We start from the raw sequence: 16,564 nt of genomic DNA on the forward strand, positions 1-16,564 counted from the left end.
TCAACCGTGCGGGTCGCGGCCGGCCGCGGTCGCGGCCAGCTCGGCGTCCGCCCGCTCGGCGTCCGCCCGCTCGGCGTCCGCCCGCTCGGCGTCCGCCTCGGCCCGTTCCGCCTCGGCGGCGGTACGGGTGCCGAAGGCCAGTACCGCGAACACCGCGATCACCACCATCGTCGCGCCCACGACGGCCAACGCCACCTCGATGCGTGCGGCATCCAGCAGGAAGCCCGCGAACAGCGCGCCGATCGAGTTGGCCCCCGAGGAGAGCAGCGTGAAGATCGAGCCGGCCCGGCCGCGCAGCTCATCGGGAGTCGTCCTGAGCAGGTACAGCATCCCGGCCACGTTGCCGATCCCGGCGCCGTAGTTGATCAACGCCAGGATCACACTGACCGCCACCAGCCCGGGTGCCACAACCAGCAGCGGCATCAGCACCGCCCACGCCACGTGGATGCCGACCATCATCCGGCGGATGCCCCACCGGCGCAGGAAGGCGTTACTGGTCATCGCGCCCGCCATGCCGAAGACACTGTTGACCGCCAACAGCAGACCGACCGTCGCGGGCGTCCCCTCACGGTCCTTGACCAGCACCACCAGACCGAGGCTGAGGATCTGGAAGAGGATGTTGCTGGCCGCGAAGAGACACAGCGCCCGACGCAGGTAGAGCTTGCCCCAGATGAAGACGACACCTTCCCTGATCTGGGCGATCAGCCCGCCCGCCCCGCCGTGCGACGACCGGGGCGCCCGCAGGTCCCGTCGGACGAACAGCAGGGTCACCAACGAGATCAGGTGCACCACGGTGGCGAACAGGAACGGTGCGAACCGGGCCACGGCATAGAGCACCGTGCCGGTCGGCTGGCCGAGGATGCTGGCGGCGTTGCCCCGCGACTCGTTGGCCGCCATCGCCGCGCCCAGTTGGGCCCTGGGCACCACGGCACACACCGCGGCCCGTTCCGCCAAGGCGTAGCAGATGCCCAGCGTGGCCTCCAGGAACGCGACCACCATCAGGTGCGGCAACCACACCGCGTCGAGCAGCACCACCGCCGCCACGCTGCCGGCCCCGAGGACCCGGCCGGCGGTGCAGACCAGCATCGTCGTACGCCGGTTCCACCTGTCGACCAGCGCGCCGGCCGGTAGCTGGGCGACCAGGTTCGGCAGCAGCGCGGCGAAGGTGACGAGGCTGGCCGCGGTGGCCGAGCCGGTCGACCAGAAGACCAGCAGGGTGTAGCCGATGGAGGTGGCCCGGGCGCCGAGCGCGGAGAACCCCGAGCCGGTCCAGAGCAACAGGAAGTCCCTGTTGCGGGTGAGCCTCGCCCCGCTGCGGGCCGGTCTGTCCGCCTGCTCGGTGTCCGTCACCACGTCGCCCCAACCGCAGGCGACCGGCACCACTCGAGCACCGCCATCGCGCTGTAGAGCTTGTTCTCCGCCTGACCGAACGCGATGCTCGCCGGCCCGTCGAGCACCTCCGAGGTCACCTCCTCGCCGCGATGTGCCGGCAGGTCGTGCAGGAAGACCGCGTTCGGGCTGTGCCGCCAGAGGTCCTGTTCGACCCGGAACGGGGCGAAGACCTGACGCCAGTCCGGGTCCGGCTTCATGGTGCCGGTGGTCTGCCAGCGGGTCGTGTAGATGGCGTCGAGATCGCCCGGCAGGTCGGCCATGTGGCACCGCTCGACGATGCTCGCCCCACTGATCTCGGCCTGCCGGGTGGCGTCGGCCAGGATCTGGGCGGACAGGCCGTAGCCGGGCGGGGTGCGCAGTTCCAGTTCCACGCCCGGAAACCGGGTGAGCGCCAGGGCGAGCGCGGTGGCCGTGTTGTTGGCCTCCCCCAGGTAGAGCAGGCGCAGCCCCTCGATTCGGCCGAACTGCCGCAGCAACGTGGTCAGGTCCGTCAGCGCCTGGGTGGGGTGCTCCTCGGCGCTCATCGCGTTGAGCACCGACATCCGACTCTGGGCAGCCCACGCCCGCAGCTCGGTTGGGTCACCGGCGGTGCGGGCGACCAGCACGTCGAGCATGCCGGACAGCACCCGGCCGGTGTCCGCGCTGGTCTCTCCGGTGTTGGTCTGCAGATCCTGCGGGCCGTACTGGATCACGCCGGCACCGAGCCGCAGTGCGGCACTGGTGAAAGCGGTCCGCGTACGCGTCGAGGTCTTGAGGAAGTAGACCCCGGCCACCTGCCCGGCGAGCGGGCTGCCGCACTCCCCGGCGGCGAACGCGGCGCCCCGCGCGACGATCGAGTAGAGGTCCCCGTCGGTCAGGTCGCGGATCGACACCAGGTGCCGTACCTGCCGGACGGTGGGGTCGGTGACCGGCGGGGAGACGCTCGGCATGGTCGTCATCGCATGTCCTCCGTCCGTGCGGTGTTCGACATCAGCTGCGACATGACCTCGTCGCCTGCCTCGCCGTTGGTCAGCAGCACCAGCCCGGACCCGTCGGGAACCCGGCCGGTGACGAGCGCCCGGTAGCCGGCTAGGTGGCCCCGGTGGGTGAACTCCACGTGCGTTTCGGCGCCCCCCTCGATGCGGTCCACCATGCAGCCGAGCCCGAAGACGCCGCCCGGACCGGCGGTCAGTTGCGCCAGCACCAGTTCCTGGCTGAGCAGGGCCGACCCGCCCCGGTAGGCGATCTGGATCTCCTTGGTCAGCGTGGCCAGGTCGGTGGCGGTGCTCCAGAGACCGGCCGCCGCCAGGTCCGCACGCACCTCCCACCCGTGTGGGTGTGGCTCGCCCCGTTCGTCGTGCCCGGCGGCCACCGGCCGGCCGGACGTCTCCGGGAAGCTCTGGTCGAAGCTGCTGCCGGTCATCCCCAGCGGCGCGAAGACCAGCTCGGCCATCAGGTCGGCGAAGGGTGTCGCGGTGACGTCCTCCATGAGCTGCTGGATCACCACGAAGTGGCTGTTGCGCTCCACCGCGACCGGGTCGGGCGCGTCGAGCGCCCGCACCGGGCCGGTGGGCACGCCACGGCCGAGCAGCAGGTCCGACAGCGGCGGTACCGGGCCGCCGCGCGGGTGGCCGGTGCTGCCCGTCGACGTCAGCCCGGCGACGTGGCCGAGCAGTTGCCGCAGGCTCACCGGCCGGTCGGTCGGCAACTGCCATTCCTTGAGGTACGCGTTGACGTCCGCGTCGAGCTGGAGCGCTCCCCTGTCGACCAGGGCCAGCGCACCCACCGCCGCGACCAGCTTGCTGACCGAGCCCACCGGGAAGATGGTGGCCGGAGTCACCGGGGCGTCCCCGCCCGACGTGCCGTGCCCCACGGCGAGGACCTGCACCAACTCGCCGTCCGCGAGCACGGCCAGCGACGCGCCGGGCACCCGCGCCTCGGCGAGGAGCGGAGCGATCTGGGGCAACGGCGCGTTCCGGGGCACCGCCACGGCTCGCGGAGCCGGACCGGCCGGGGTGAACGCGGCGGCGAGGTCGGCCAGCGGACGGTCCAGCATCGCCTGTTGCAGCGTGAGCGGGAGGCCGGCCTGCCGGGCCGCGGTGACCATGGGCACCACCAGCAGGGAGTGCCCGCCCAGGGCGAAGAACCGGTCCTCACGACCGATCCTCGGCACGTCCAGCAGCTCGGCCCAGATCCCGGCGAGAGTGGTCTCGGCCGGACCCTGCGGCGGGGCGATCTCCGCCTCCGTCCGCAGGGGCGCCGCCGGCAACGCCCGCAGGTCCACCTTGCCGTTGGGGTTGAGCGCAATGGCATCGACCGGCACGAAGGCGGCCGGGACCAGGGCGGCGGGCAGCCGCCGGGCACAGTGCCCGGCCAGGTCGTCAGAACCACCCACGTGGTACGCGATCAACTGGTTGCCGCCGCCGGGTGCCGGGCGGGCCACCACCGCCGCGTCGCGTACGGCGGGATGGTCGAGGAGCACCGCGCGGATCTCGCCCGGCTCCACCCGGTGCCCACGGATCTTCACCTGGTCGTCGACCCGGCCGAGCAGGTCGAGCTGCCCCTCCGGCAACCAGCGGCCACGGTCACCGGTGCGGTACAACCGGGAGCCCGCCGGCCCGTACGGGTCGGGCACGAACCGGTCGGCGGTGTGGTCGGGCCGTCCGGCGTACCCCCGGGCCAGTTGCGGCCCACCGAGGTAGACCTCGCCGACCACGCCGACCGGCACCGGATTCAGCCGGGCGTCCAGCACATAGGTACGCATCCCGCCGAGCGGACGGCCGATCGGGGCGACCTGGCCGGTGAGCGCGCCAGTCACCGGGTAACGGCTGACGGCGACGGTCGCCTCGGTCGGGCCGTACTCGTTGAGCAGCACGGTCCGTGGTGCGAGTTCCTGCCACCGCGCGCAGGTCCGCGCGGTGAGCGCCTCGCCGCCGAGCACCAGCATCGGGGTCAGCGCGGCTGCCTGCTCGGCCGACAACTGCCCGGCGAGCAGGTCCAGATGACTCGGGGTCAGCTTGACGAAGCTGAAAGGCCCCGCCGCGGCCAGCCGCGGGCCGAGCTCGTCCAGCCCGGCGTCGGCCGGCAACAGCCACAGCCGCTGCCCGGCGACCAGCGGCGCCCAGATGGTGGTCACCACCATGTCGAAGGCGACCGAGGAGAACAGGGCCGCGCCACCCGCCCGGTCGGCGATGATCTCGTCCACCGCCCAGTTCAGGTAGCCGGCCAGGCTGCGATGGCTGACCTGCACGCCGTTGGGCTGGCCCGTCGACCCCGACGTGAAGATCACGTACGCGAGCTGGTCCGGGTCGGTGCGTCCCGGCGGATGCTCGTCGAAGTGGGCCGCGATCAGCCCCGCGTCGACGTCCAGCAGCACCCGGTCGACGTCGGTGAACCGGTCGGCGTAGGCGGTGCTGGTGACCACGACGGTGGCCCCGGCCCGGGTGAGCATGGACGCGATCCGGGCCGCCGGGTACGACGGGTCGATCGGCAGGTACGCCCCGCCCGCCCGCCAGATGCCCAGCAGGGTCGTGACGAGGTCCGTACCCCGGTCGAGCAGCACCCCCACCACCCGCTCCGGCCCTACGCCCCGCTCCCGCAGGTGCCAGCCGAGCCGGTTCGCCGCCGCGTCGAGGCCGGCGTAGCTCAACTCGCCGACCGCCTCCGCGTCGCCCGCGATGGCGGCCCTCTCCCGCACCAGGTCCGGCACCAGGCCGGGCTCCGGCCCGCTCCCGTCGGCTGCCTCGGCCCAGGCCACCAGCACGTTGTGCCGCTCCGCCTCGGGCAGCCGGACCGCACGGGCGTCGCCGTCCGGGTCCGCCACCATCGCGGCGAGCACGAGCCGGTACATCGCGGCCATCCGTTCGACCTCGGCCCGCTCCAGGTGATCGCTGTCGCTGCTCAGCTCCAGGTGCCCAGCGACCGCGGAGACGGCCAGGGCGAACTCCGAGCTGGCGGCGGCGTACCGGGGGCCTGCCTCGACGTGCTCACCGACCACCTCGTCGAAGTCGAGGTAGCTGAAGTAGACGTCGAGCAGGCGGCTGCCGGCGACCGCCGGCCGGATCGCCGGCGCGGGGTAGCGCCGGTGCGGCCACATCTCGACCTCCGTCGCGTGCACCCGGCGGACCAGTTCGGTCCAGGTGGCGGAGTCGCGTTCGTACGGGAACGGCAGCGTGTTCAACGACATGGCGTACACCCGCTCGCTGCCCAGCATGTCCGGCCGGGTGTGGCAGACCAGGCCGCTGTAGAACCGGGGCTCGTCGGTGAGCTGGCCGAGCACCGTCAGGTGCGCGGCGTGCAGCACCGCCTTGAGCGAGACCCGCGCGGCGGAGGCCAGCGCGCGAAGGCCCGGCTCCAGGTCGCGGAACGGCACCCGGACGGTGTGGGCGGTACGCGCCCGCGGCGGCGACGTGGGCCGCCAGCCGGAGGGGAAGGTGAACTTCGCGCAGCGGTCCATCAGGTCCTGCCAGTACCGCCGGTCCGCCGGGGATTCCAGGGCACGGCGTTCCTCGGCGATGAAGTCGGCGAACCGCACCTCCGGCAGCGGCTCCGACTCGGTTCGGGCGCCGACGCGCATCGTGCGGTAGCGATCGAGGATCTCCGCGACCAGCGCGTGCAGGCTCCAGCCCTCGACGACCACGTGGCAGATCGTCAGCACCAGACGCCAACTCCGGTCGGTCTCCCGGCAGACGGCGAACCGCAGCAGCGGCGCCCGCTCGACGTCGAACGGCGACCCGTACTCCACGGCGACCAGGCGGCGCAGCTCGGCCTGCCGGTCCCCCTCGGACAGCCCGCGCAGGTCGTGCGGCACGACCGGGACCCGCACGGCGGGATGCACCAGTTGCATCGGCACCGAATAGCCGGTCGGGTCCACCGAGGAGCGCAGCACCTCGTGCCGGTTCACCACGAGGCCCACCGCCGCGCGCAGCGTCGGCAGGTCCAGCGGGTCGTCCTCGCGGACGAGGAAGGACGCCACGTTGTGGTAATGGTTCCAGCCGTTGTCGGCCAGCATCTCCAGCAGCATGCCGAGCTGCACCTGGGACAGCGGGTACGCGTCGGTGAGGCCGTCCGGCAGCAGGGCCCGGTCCGGCGCGGACACCAGCTCGAACGGCTCCACCGGGCGGTCGACGTGCACCGGGCCGGTGCGGTCGACAAGCGCGGCGCAGAGCCGGGATACGGTCTGCAGGTCCATCACGTCCGCGACCGAGACCTCGAAACCGGCCGTCCGCAGCGTGCTGGCCAGCACCAGGGCCTTGATCGAGTGGCCGCCCAGCTCGAAGAAGCCGTCCTCGACGCCCACCGCCGGCACGCCCAGCACCTGCGCCCAGATCCCGGCGACCCGTTCCTCCAGCTCAGTACGCGGACCGACCCTGGCCCGCCCATCGCCGGGATCGCCGTCCTGCGGCGCGGGCAGTGCCCGCCGGTCGAGCTTGCCGCTGTTGTTGCGGGGCAACTGGTCCAGCGTCACGAAGGCCGACGGGATCATGTAGTCCGGCAGCGTGCGGGCCAGCGCCACGCGCAGCTCGCCAATGCTCGGCCGCTGCCCGGGCGCGCCGGCCAGGTACCCGACCAGTCGCGGGTCACCAGCGGTGTCCTCGCGCAGGACGACCGCCGCCTCGGCGACCTCCGGCAGCGCGGCCAGCGCCGACTCCACCTCGCCCAGCTCGATCCGGTAACCACGCAGCTTGACCTGGTCGTCGAGCCGGCCGAGGAACTCCACGCTGCCGTCGGGCAGCCGGATCCCCTGGTCGCCGGTGCGATACATCCGACTGCCGGCGGGGCCGTAGGGGTCGGGCAGGAACCGCTGGGCGGTCAGCGCCGGTTGGTTCAGGTAACCCCGTGCCACACCGTGCCCGGCCAGGTGGATCTCGCCGGGCACACCGAGCGGCGTCGGGTGCCCCTGCTGGTCGAGCACGTACATGCGAACACCGGCCAGCGGACGCCCGATCCGGCTGCCCACACCGGCCGCGAGGTCGGCGCGGGTGATCCGGTGATAGGTGGAGTAGACCGTGGTCTCGGTGATCCCGTACATGTTGACCAGGGCGATCCGGGCCAGCCCGAGCCGGTCGACCCACGGGGTGAGGTCGGCGAAGTCCAGCCGCTCGCCGGCCAGCACGACCGCCCGCAGCACCAGCCGCCGCAGCCGCTTGTCACCGTCGGCGGCCAGCCGGACCAGACCCCGGAAGGCCGTGGGGGTCTGGGCCAACAGGGTCACCTCCTGCTCCACCAGCAGGTCGAGCAGGTCCTCCGGCACCCGGGCCACCGCCGGGGGCACCACCACCAGCCGGCTGCCGTGCAGCAGCGCGCCCCACAACTCCCAGACCGAGACGTCGAAGGCGTACGAGTGGAACAGCGCGACGACATCGGTTTCGTCGGTGGCGTAGTGCTCCTGCGCGCTGTCGAGCAGCCGCAGCACGTTGGCGTGGCTGACGCAGACACCCTTCGGGCGGCCCGTCGAGCCGGAGGTGTAGATGACGTAGAGCGGGTCGTCGGCGTCGTTCACAGGGGCCGGGTCGGTCTCCGGCTGGCCGGTCAGGTCGGTGCGGTCGAGCAGCACCAGGTGCCCGTCGTAACCGGCCAGCGCGTCGACGTGGGCACTCGTGGCGACCACCGTCCCGGCGCCCGCGTCGGCGAGCAGGTACGCGATGCGCTCGGCCGGCTGCGTCGGGTCGAGCGGCAGGTAGGCGGCACCGGCCTTGAGCACGCCGAGCAAGGCGGGCACCAGGTCCACGCCCCGGTCCAGGCAGACACCGACCACCGCGCCCCTGCCCACACCGGCGGCCCGCAGGTGCCCGGCGAGCCGGTTGGCCTCTGCGTTGACCTGCGCGTACGTCAGTCGGGTCGGGCCGGCGACCACCGCCACCGCGTCGGGTGCGGCTGCCGCACGGGCCTCGAACAGCTCGGCCACGGTGCCGGTCACCGGCTCCTCGACGCCGGTGTCGACCACGCCGAGCAGCCGCTCCCGCTCACCGCCGGGCAGGTGGACCGCCTCCGCGTCGCCGTCCGGGTCGGCGACCATCGCCGCCAGCACGGCCCGGTACATGCCGGCAAGCCGTTCCAGGTTGGCTCGGGAGAGCACGTTGCTGCGGCTGGAGAGCTGGTAGTTGCCCCGGTGCGCGAAGACCGACAGCTCGAACTCGGTGGCACCGTCGCCAGCGCTGCCGATGACGACCGGCTCGGTGCCGGTCGCGGTCGCCTGCTGACCGGCGCGGGAGAAGTCCTGGTAGTTGAAGAGCACCCGCAGCAGCCGCTGACCAGCGCCGCGCTGGATCTCCGCCAGCGGGAACCGCCGGTGGGGCCAGAGGTCGACCTCCCGGTCGAAGACCGCGGTCACCAGATCGCGCCACGTGCGGGCGGTGCGCTCGTAGCCGAACGGCAGGGTGTTGAGATACATGCCCTGCACCCGGTCGGCCCCGAGGACCTCGGGCCGGGCGTCGCAGACCAGCCCGGCGTGGAAGCTCTGCTCGGTGCTGAGTTGACTGAGCACCTTCAGGTGCGCCGCGTGCAGCACCGCCTTGACCGAGACGCCGGCCTCGGAGGCGAACCGCGCGACGGCCTCGTCCAGGTCCGCGACGTCGACGGTGGTCGAGATGGCAGTCGGATCGCCGGGCTCACCCCAGCCGGCGGGCAGCACGAACGGACTGCGCCCGTCGACAACCGCACGCCAGTAGTCCCGGTCCTCGTCGGACGCCAGCGCGGACAGCTCGGCGGCGATGAAGTCGGCGTACCGCACCGCCGGCTGTTCGGCCTCGGTCGGGCTCTGCCCGTCGGCCAGGTCGGCGTAGACGGCCAACAGGTCGGCGAGCAGCTGTGCGGTGCTCCAGCCCTCGGTGACCGCGTGGCAGATGGTGAAGCTCAGCCACCAACTCGCGTCGCCGTCCTGGTGCGCGGCGACGCGCAGCAGTGGCGCGACGGCCAGGTCGAAGGGGGTGGCCCGCTCGGCCGCGACGAACTCCTCGAAGAGTCGCACCTGCTGATCCGCCGGCACGTCCCGGCCGTCCACCACTGTCACCTGCGGGGTCACCTCGGCGTGCACGAGTTGCATCGGCACCGAGTAGCCGGTCAGGTCGAACGAGGTGCGCAGGATCTCGTGCCGTGCGACGACCATCGCGACGGCGGCCCGCAGCGCGTCGGCCGAGAACGGCCGCCCGTCGCGGACGTGGTGGGCGATCACGCTGTGGTAGGCCGCCCGGTCCCCGCTGGTGGCCAGCTCGACGAGCATGCCGAGTTGGGTCTGCGCGGCGGGGTAGGCGTCGGTGAGGCCGGTCGGCAGAGCAGCCCGGTCGGCGTCGCCCAGCAGCGCGAACGGCTCCACCGGAACCCACTCGTCCCCGCCATCGCCCAGACTCGCAGCCAGCCCTCGCACCGTCCGATACGCGAAAACATCCCGCACACTCGTGGAATAACCCGCCGCCCGCAACGACCCGACCAACGTCACCGCCAACATCGAGTCACCACCCAGGTCGAAGAAACTCGCCTCGACACTGACCTCATCCCGACCCAACACCCGCGCCCACACCCCGGCCACCGCCCGCTCCACCACCGACGCAGGCTCGACCACCACACCCACCGGCTCATCCGCCACCGACGGCACCGGCAACTGCCGCCGATCCACCTTCCCATTCGGATCCACCGGCACCCCGCCGATCACCACGAACGCCGACGGCACCATCGCCTCCGGCAACATCCGCCGCAACGACTCCCGCAGCCCGCTCGAATCTGGGCGTGCATCACCCACCGGCACCACGTAACCGGCCAACACCCGCCGACCATCGACCTCCACCACCGACGCCACCGCATCCCGCACACCCACACAGGACCGCAACGCCGACTCCACCTCACCCAACTCCACCCGCACACCACGCAACTTCACCTGCGCATCCAACCGACCCAGGAACTCCACACTCCCGTCCGACCGCCACGCCACCGCATCCCCAGTCTGATACAACCGCGACCCCACCAACCCAAACGGATCCGGCACAAACCGATCCGCCGTCAACCCCGCAGCCCCCAAATAACCCCGACCCACACCCACACCACCGAGGTACAGCTCCCCCGGCGTGCCGATGGGGACCATTTCGAGGTTGTCGTCGAGGACGTAGAGCCGCAGATTCGGGTGCGGTCCGCCGAGGGGCACCCGGGTCAGCTCGGCCAGGGCCTCCGGGGCGCACTGCCAACTGGTGACGTCGACCGCCGCCTCGGCGGGACCGTAGGTGTTGTGCAACTCGCAGTTGGGCAGCGCCGCCAGGAACGCCCGCGCCACGTCGACCGGCAACTCCTCGCCGCCGACGCCGACGGAACGCAGCGAGGTGCACTGCTCAAGGCCCTCGGCGAGGAGCGCCGACAGCATCGTCGGAACGAAGTGGACCGTCGTCACCTGCTCGGCGATGATCAAATCACGGAGGTACGCGGGGTCGCGGTGGCCGCCAGGTCGGGCGACGACGATCCGCGCGCCGGCCGACAGGGCGGCGTAGACCTCTGCCGGTGAGACGTCGAAGCCGATCTCGGTCTTCTGAAGGACGACGCCGTCCGGGCCGAGGCGGTATACCTCCGGCAGGACGTACTGGGTGCGGTTGACGAGGCCGGCGTGTGTGACCACCGCGCCCTTGGGACGGCCCGTCGAGCCCGACGTGAAAATCACATAGCAGGCGTTGTCCGGCCCCACCACCGGCGGCACATCCTCAGCAGACTCACCAGCCCACAACCCCGGCCGATCAACCAACACCACCTCAGCCGACAACCCCGGCAACCCCGCCACCAACCCCGACGACGTCACCACCACCGACGCCCCCGCATCAGCAACCATCAAACCCAAACGCTCAGACGGATAACCCGGATCCAACGGCACATACACACCACCGGCCTTATGTACCGCCAACATCGCCACAACCTGATCCACCGAACGATGCAGACACACCCCCACCAACACCTCGGCACCCACACCCACCGACCGCAAATACCGAGCCAACCTGTTCGCCGCCGCATTCAACTCCCCATACGACAACGACACCCCACCATCACCAACCGCAACCGCCCCACCAGCAGAAGCAGCCCTCGCCTCGAACGCCGAGAACGCCACCCCCGACACCGGCGCCACCGGCCCCACACCGACCCGCGACAACCACTGCGCCTCACCAGAGGGCACACACACCACCCGCGAATCCCCACCCGGATCCGCCATCATCGACTCCAACACCACCCGGAACATCCCCGCCAACCGCACCAACCCCGCCGAACCAAACACCCGCCCATCAGCCACGAGGCGAATCACGGTCGGGCTGGCACCGACGGACAGGACGAACTCGGTGGCGGCCACGTCGCTGGCGACCCGCCCGGCAACGGCCTCGTCGGCGTGCGTGGTGTGGCCGTCGGTCGTCGGCGCGGCGCCAGGTCCGTCCGCGTCTCCCCTCCCGGACGGGTCGGTACGAGGCTCGGTGTAGCCGAAGACGACGTCGATGGGGTGCGCCTCGACACCCGTCAGCCTGCGCACCGCCGGCAACGGGAACCGCCGATGCGGCCACAACTCCACCTCACGGTCGAACACCGACCGCACCAGATCACCCCACGAACCCCCACCCCGCTCATGACCGAACGGCAACACATTGATGTACATCCCATGCACACGCTCCGCACCCCGCACCTCCGGCCGCGCATCACACACCAAACCCGTGTAAAAACGCCGCTCATCAGTCAACTGACTCATCACCTTCAAATGAGCCGCGTGCAGGACAGCCTTGACGGGTACGCCGAGACTGCTGGCGAATTGGCGCAACGCACCGTCCAGGTCGGCGATGTCCACCTCGGTGCGGCACACCTCCCGCGGGCCGGAGTCGATCGCCTGGCTGCCCGGCAGGGTGAGCTTCGGCCTACCGGTCACCACTTCCCGCCAGTAGGCGGCGTCCGTCTCGGAGTCGAGCGCCGAGAGTTCGGCGGCCACGAAGTCGGCGTACCGGACGGCCACCGGTTCGGCCGGCGTCGGCTGCTCGCCGCGCCGTCGCCGGTGGTAGCCGTCGCGCAGATCGGCCAGCAGGAGGTTGAGGTCCCAGCCACCGGTGATCAGGTGACTGACGGAGACGGTGAGCCACCAGACCCGGTCGTCCTCGCGGTGGACGGCCACCCGCAGCAGCGGCGGCGGCGTCGCCAGGTCGAACGGTCGCTCACGCTCGGCGGCGACGTACGCGGAATGGCCCGTCGCGTCGTCGTGCACAGTGACCGGCACCTGCGCCTCGGCGTGCACGAGCTGCATCGGCATCGAGTAGCCGGTCAGGTCGAACGAGGTACGCAGTGTCTCGTGCCGCGTCACCAGGTCGGCGAGGGTGGCGCGCAGCGGCTCGACGTCGAAGGGCAGCTCGTCGTGCACGGGCATGGTGTGCACGATGTGGTAGGGCGAGGCGGTCTCGTCCTTGGCGATCTCCACGGCCATGCCGACCTGGGCCTGCGTGGCCGGGTAGGCGTCGTTGAGGCCGGCCGGCAGCGCGGCCCGATCGGTGTCGGTCAGCAACGCGAACGGCGCCACCGGCTCCCACGAATCCTCACCACCACCCAACGACGCCGCCAGCCCGCGCACGGTCCGGTAAGCGAAAACATCGCGGACACTCGTCGGATAACCCGCCGCCCGCAACGCACCCACCAACGACACCGCCAGCATCGAATCACCACCGAGATCAAAGAAACTCGACTCGACACCAACAACGTCACGACCCAACACCCGCGCCCACACCGCAGCCACCGCGCGCTCCACCACCGACACCGGCGCCACAAACACACCCACCGACTCATCACCGAGCACCGGCAACGGCAACTGACGCCGATCCACCTTCCCATTCGGATCCACCGGCACCACATCAACCGCCATCACCACCGAAGGCACCAACACCTCCGGCAAAACCCCCCGCAACACCTCCCGAACACCCACCACATCAACACCCGAACCCACCGGCACCACAAAACCGGCCAACACCCGCCGACCATCCACCTCCACCACCGACGCCACCGCATCCCGCACACCCGCGCAGGAGCGCAACGCCGACTCCACCTCACCCAACTCCACCCGCACACCACGCAACTTCACCTGCGCATCCAACCGACCCAGGAACTCCACACTCCCGTCCGACCGCCACGCCACCGCATCCCCAGTCCGATACAACCGCGACCCCACCAACCCAAACGGATCCGGCACAAACCGATCCGCCGTCAACCCCCCACCCCGCAAATAACCCCGACCCACACCCACACCACCGACGAACAACTCCCCCCGCACGCCGACCGGCACCGGCTGGAGTTCGTCGTCGAGCACGCGCAGGGTGAGGTTCGGGAAGGGGCGCCCCAGCGGCACGCGGGACACGTCGGCCAATTCGTCGGCGGTGCAACGCCAACTGGTCACGTCGACGGTGGTTTCCGCCGGCCCATAGGTGTTGTGCAGTTCGCAGTCGGGCAGCGCCGCCAGGAACGCCCGCGCCACGTCGACCGGCAGCTCCTCACCGCCGACCGCCACCGACCGCAGCGAGGTGCACCGCTCGACCCCTTCGGCGAGCAGCGCCGACACCATGCTGGGCACGAGCTCGATCGAGGTGACCGACTCGGCGATGATCAGGTCACGCAGGTACGCGGGGTCGCGGTGACCACCAGGCCGGGCCACGACGATCCGCGCGCCCGTCGACAGGGCGGCGTACACCTCTGCCGGTGAGACGTCGAAACCGATCTCGGTCTTCTGCAGGAGCACGCCGTCGGCACCGAGGCGGTTGATGGTGGGTGCGACGTGGGCGGTCCGGTTGACCAGGCCGGCGTGCGTGACCACCGCGCCCTTCGGACGGCCCGTCGAGCCCGACGTGAAAATCACATAGCAGGCGTTGTCCGGCCCCACCACCGGCGGCACATCCGCACCCGACTCACCAGCCCACAACCCCGGCCGATCAACCAACACCACCTCAGCCGACAACCCCGGCAACCCCGCCACCAACCCCGACGACGTCACCACCACCGACGCCCCCGCATCAGCAACCATCAAACCCAAACGCTCAGACGGATAACCCGGATCCAACGGCACATACACACCACCGGCCTTATGCACCGCCAACATCGCCACAACCTGATCCACCGAACGATGCAGACACACCCCCACCAACACCTCGGCACCCACACCCACCGACCGCAAATACCGAGCCAACCTGTTCGCCGCCGCATTCAACTCCCCATACGACAACGACACCCCACCATCACCAACCGCCACAGCATTTCCCCGCGCACCCGCCTGCGCCTCGAAGGCCGAAAACGCCACCCCCGACACCGGCACCACCGGCCCCACACCCACCCGCGACAACCACTGCGCCTCACCCGACGGCACACACACCACCCGCGAATCCCCACCCGGATCCGCCACCATCGACTCCAACACCACCCGGAACATCCCCGCCAACCGCACCAACCCCGCCGAACCAAACACCCGCCCATCAGCCACGAGGTCGAGGAATCCGCTGGCCGCGGTGACCTGGAGGGCGAACTCGGTGCCACCTTCACCGGCGACGGCTTCGAAGCCGACCTGCTCCTCGCTGTCGGTGTTGGCACGCCGGAACTCGGTGTAGTCGAAGACGACGTCGATCGGGTGCGTGTCGACACCCGTCAGCTTGCGTACCGCCGGCAACGGGAAACGCCGATGCGGCCACAACCGCACCTCACCGTCGAACACCGACCGCACCAGATCACCCCACGAACCCCCACCCCGCTCATGACCGAACGGCAACACATTGATGTACATCCCATGCACACGCTCCGCACCCCGCACCTCCGGCCGCGCATCACACACCAAACCCGTGTAAAAACGCCGCTCATCAGTCAACTGACTCATCACCTTCAAATGAGCCGCGTGCAGGACAGCCTTGGGTGACACCTCGAGCGTCGAGGCCAGGGCGCGGATCCGTGGGTCGAGGTCCTGGTAGCTGATCCGATGCCGCAGCACCGTCCCGGGAGTCGCGGACGCCTCGCCCCAGCCCGACGGCGGAACGAATCTGGCGTACTCGGAAGTGATCTCCCGCCAGTACGCCTCGTCGCCCTCCGAGGCGAGCGCCGCCCGCTCGCCGGCGACGAAGTCGGCGTACCGGACCGCGGTCGGCTCCGGTGCCTCCGGCGCCATGCCCACGCACCGCCGCTCGTAGCAGCTGAGCAACTCGGCCAGCAGGGTGTTGAGGTCCCATCCACCGGTCACGAGGTGGCTGATCGCCACGGTGAGCCACCATCCGCCGTCGGTGGCGACGTGAACGCTGACCCGCAGCAGCGGGGCGGGGTGCTCGGCGTCGAACGGTCGGGCCCGCTCGGCCTCGACATAGCCGCGCAGGTGCGCCTCGGCCCGCTCCTCGTCCAGACGCAGGATCCGTACGTCGACGGGGGCCTGGGCGTGCACGAGTTGCAGCGGCACCGAGTAGGTGTGCGGGTCGAACGACGTACGCAGGGTCTCGTGCCGGGAGACGACGTCGTGCACGGCTGCCGTGAGCGCGTCGCCCGAGAAGGGCTGGCGACTGTGCACCCGGAAGCAGCGGACGATGTGGTACAGCGACCGCGTCGGGTCCTTCTGGATCTCCACGAGCATGCCGAGTTGGACCTGGGCGATGGGGTAGGCGTCGGTGAGGCCGGCGGGCAGAGCGGCCCGGTCGGCGTCGTCGAGCAGCGCGAACGGCGCGACCGGCTGGAACTCCGGTGCGACCTCGGCGGCGTCCTTTGCCGCGAGGTGCGCGGCGAGCGCGGCGACGGTGCGGTGCACGAAGACGTCCCGGACGCCGACGGGGAAACCGGCTCCACGGAGGGCGCCGACCAGAGCGACCGCCCGCAGTGAGTCGCCGCCGAGGTCGAAGAAGCTGTCCACGACGCTGACCGTGTCGAGGGTCAGCACGCGTGCCCAGATTTCCGCGAGTTGCCGTTCCAGGTCGGTACGGGGAGCCACGTGCGCCCGGCCGGTCTCCCCGACGGACGCGACGAGGGCGGCCCGGTCGACCTTGCCGTTGGCGTTCAGCGGAATCGACTCCACCACGACCAGGTCCGCCGGGATCATGTACTCCGGCAGTCGACTGGCGCACTCCTGCCGGACCCGGGCGGCCAGACCGGCGTCCGGCCCTGCGGGCACGTAGAAGGCGAGCAGCCGCGCCTCTTCCGGATCGATCAGGGCCACCGTCTCGCGGACGCCGGCCACGGCGCTGATCACCGA

The 16,564-nt window shown here is 71.1% G+C and carries 3 protein-coding genes (1 of these 3 cut by a window edge); all 3 read right to left on the bottom strand.

Going from position 1 to position 16,564, the window contains the following annotated elements; all coding sequences use genetic code 11:
• Tightly spaced (each overlapping or abutting the next), the 3 genes in view from ABZ780_RS12200 to ABZ780_RS12210 form a layout consistent with a single transcriptional unit that may run on beyond the window.
• Positions 1-1,350: an MFS transporter gene (locus ABZ780_RS12200; protein WP_357485831.1), complete on the bottom strand. Its 1,350-nt coding sequence runs from the start codon at positions 1,348-1,350 to the stop codon at positions 1-3.
• Positions 1,347-2,330: an ornithine carbamoyltransferase gene (locus ABZ780_RS12205; protein WP_357485833.1), complete on the bottom strand. Its 984-nt coding sequence runs from the start codon at positions 2,328-2,330 to the stop codon at positions 1,347-1,349. The genes ABZ780_RS12200 and ABZ780_RS12205 overlap by 4 nt, the downstream gene beginning before the upstream one ends.
• On the bottom strand, positions 2,327-16,564 hold the 3' portion of the coding sequence (locus ABZ780_RS12210; protein WP_357485834.1) for a non-ribosomal peptide synthase/polyketide synthase. The gene runs 9,015 nt beyond the window's last position; only the last 14,238 of its 23,253 coding nucleotides appear in the window; the start codon falls outside the window, past its right edge; the stop codon is at positions 2,327-2,329. Before ABZ780_RS12210 ends, ABZ780_RS12205 begins: the two co-directional genes overlap by 4 nt.

The organism is Micromonospora sp. NPDC047467 (assembly GCF_040643095.1).
In the GTDB taxonomy this organism is placed as follows: Bacteria; Actinomycetota; Actinomycetes; order Mycobacteriales; family Micromonosporaceae; genus Micromonospora.

Coding starts and splice junctions, on each gene's coding strand:
- ABZ780_RS12205 (WP_357485833.1), bottom strand. CDS start 2,330: ATGACGACCATGCCGAGCGTCTCCCCGCCGGTCACCGACCCCACCGTC.